2 protein-coding genes are annotated in these 2,308 nt (G+C 60.9%); both read left to right on the plus strand.

The genetic code is table 11. The features are described 5' to 3' along the window. The first annotated feature begins 109 nt into the window (after positions 1–109). Complete coding sequence (locus AC1DKD_RS40785; RefSeq protein WP_477144698.1) at positions 110–1,507, plus strand: ISKra4 family transposase; 1,398 nt, start codon at positions 110–112, stop codon at positions 1,505–1,507. A gap of 139 nt (positions 1,508–1,646) precedes the next feature. Beyond that, the gene (locus AC1DKD_RS40790) at positions 1,647–1,886 is read left to right on the plus strand and encodes a plasmid pRiA4b ORF-3 family protein (protein WP_441635170.1); all 240 of its coding nucleotides are present in this window, start codon (positions 1,647–1,649) and stop codon (positions 1,884–1,886) included. Positions 1,887–2,308: the final 422 nt, after the last annotated feature.

The following is a 2,308-nucleotide window of genomic DNA, read 5'->3' on the forward strand; positions in this document are numbered from 1 at the left end:
ACCAATGGCTGGTTTGGCTGGATCGGCGCTTCGACCGTCGGACCGCCAATGAACGTTTGCCACAGATCCTGGCATAGACTGCCTGCCCAGACATGCGCGGGAGGCCGTCATGCGGATCAGCTTGCAAGTCGTAGTGGAAACCGAGGGTGACACGCCTGCCACCATCACCGAGATTGCGCGGCTCGAGCGAGACGACCTCGATGCCGGCTCGCTGGGACTGCACCTGGCGGAAGCCAAGTCATTGCTGAGCCGGCTACAGCGCACAATGATCGRGGCGCAGGTTGCCGAGGCGATCGCCCGGACCAGCGTTTGCCCTGCGTGCGGTGCACAGCTGGCTTGCAAGGGTCACCATCGCCTGGTCTTCCGCTCGACATTCGGGCGGATGTCGATCGACAGTCCCAGATTGTATTCATGCCGACGATGCACGGGCGGAGCACAGACCTTCAGTCCGCTCGCCCTCTGTTTGCCCGAGCGGGTCAGTCCAGAGCTGCAGTATCTCGAGGTCAAGTTTGCAGCGCTGATGTCTTATGGCCTGACAGTCAACGTCCTGCGGGAAGTGTTGCCGCTCGATCATGTGCTGGCGGCCAGTTCGATTCGGCGCCAGGTCACCGCGCTCGGTCGCCGGCTGGAAGTGGAACAGGCCACCGATGCCCGGCAGCAGGCGGAGATGGCGGCGAGCGTCGGTTCGCCCGATATCCCTGAGCCCAGTCCGGTCCGCGCGGTTGGCATTGACGGGGGCTACCTTCGGCTGGTGGGACACAGGCGTCGCCAGGACGGTTGGTTTGAAGTGAATGTCGGCAAGTCAATGCGGGATCAGGATACCGGCCATAGTTTTGCCTACGTGCACAAGCTGGAGCACCGGCCGGCCGATCGTATGATGAATTTTCTGCTACGGGAAGGTGTGCAACCCAGTCAACCGGTCACCTTCCTGTCGGACGGAGGCGATACCGTACGGTTTGCACAGCTTGGCTTTGGTGACCGCGGTGAGTACGTCCTCGATTGGTTCCACATCGCCATGCGGGTACAGAACCTCGAACAGATGATCAAGGGCCGGCCGGCGCACCGCGACGGTCCGAGCAATGCAGCAATGATCAAGGCGCTGCATGGCGCCAAGTGGCACCTATGGCACGGCTGCCCCTATCCAGCGTTGCGCCGACTGGAAAGCCTGGGCTGGGATATGGATGCCAAGGCTAGTCCCGAGGAGGCCAAGCTCCTCGGCAAGCTCGAGGAATTTATCGGCTACCTGGACAACAACCGGCACTTCATCGTGAACTACGGTGACCGCTATCGGCATGGAGAGCCGATTGCATCAGGGTTCGTCGAGTCTGCCGTCAACCAGGTGGTCAGCAGGCGGTTCGTCAAGCGGCAGCAGATGGCCTGGCGACCCCGGCATGCGCACAACCTCCTACAAATCCGAACGGCCGTGCTCAATGACCAGTTCCGATCGCACGTTGAACGATGGTATCCCTCCATCGCCAGAGCAGAAAACCACCGCAGTGCCGCTTAGTCAGCCCCCGCTTTGGCGCGGTCTCAGCGGGTTGCGTTACACCAGCGATCCGCCGGACCAATGTTGAGGCCTAACGGTCTTTGAGACGACAACGCAGGATCCTGCTCCGCAGCTTCCTCAAATCTGTGCACCTAGAATGATGTCGGAATCAGTTGGCTACCCGGACTTGGCCCTGGCTCTACCGGTTTGCCTGGCTGGCGAAAACGCTTGCCCTCCGGAAGACGTTGGCGGGCCACACGGATATGCGGAATTCCTTGCAGCGCTTCGGGACAAGACCCACGAACAGCACAATGACTTCCGGTCGTGGGTTGGCGGCGTATTCGACCCAGTTGGCTTTGATGTGAATGCGGTCCATGCGAGGCTGCGGGCGATTCGGTGACGCCTGCTGGCCTTTTGTGTCAGATGAGACCGCGCCAAAGTGTGGGGCTACGGTCAGTCTTACCTCAGAGGATAATGAGACACCTACAGTGTGTTCACGTCCCTCCCCCGCAAGCGATCTCCGTTTTCCAGTTGCGAATCCACCTGCGGGGATTGACTCCGCCGCTTTGGCGACGCGTCCATTCCTTGAGCGGTGGGAGACGAACTGGAGAATCCGGATGGCCCATGCCGCATGGCGTCGTGGTTTCGGCCACCGCGTTTCACATGGTTCCGTTACGAGCCCCAAAGGCGTTGTGCCCCCAAAAGCACAAAATGGCAGTGCTTGTGCGCAAGATGCCTTGCACGCCTAGCCGAAATTCGCTCGCCCATTTGCGCCAAGTCCTCGCATTCGGGAGATAGGCGCGGCCAGGACTCCTTCAAGAG

The sequence above is a fragment of the Cupriavidus sp. 05T313 genome (genome assembly GCF_056396665.1).

Excerpts from the sequence above, each read along its gene's own strand:
- AC1DKD_RS40790 (WP_441635170.1), top strand. The coding sequence starts at position 1,647 with ATGTCGGAATCAGTTGGCTACCCGGACTTGGCCCTGGCTCTACCGGTT.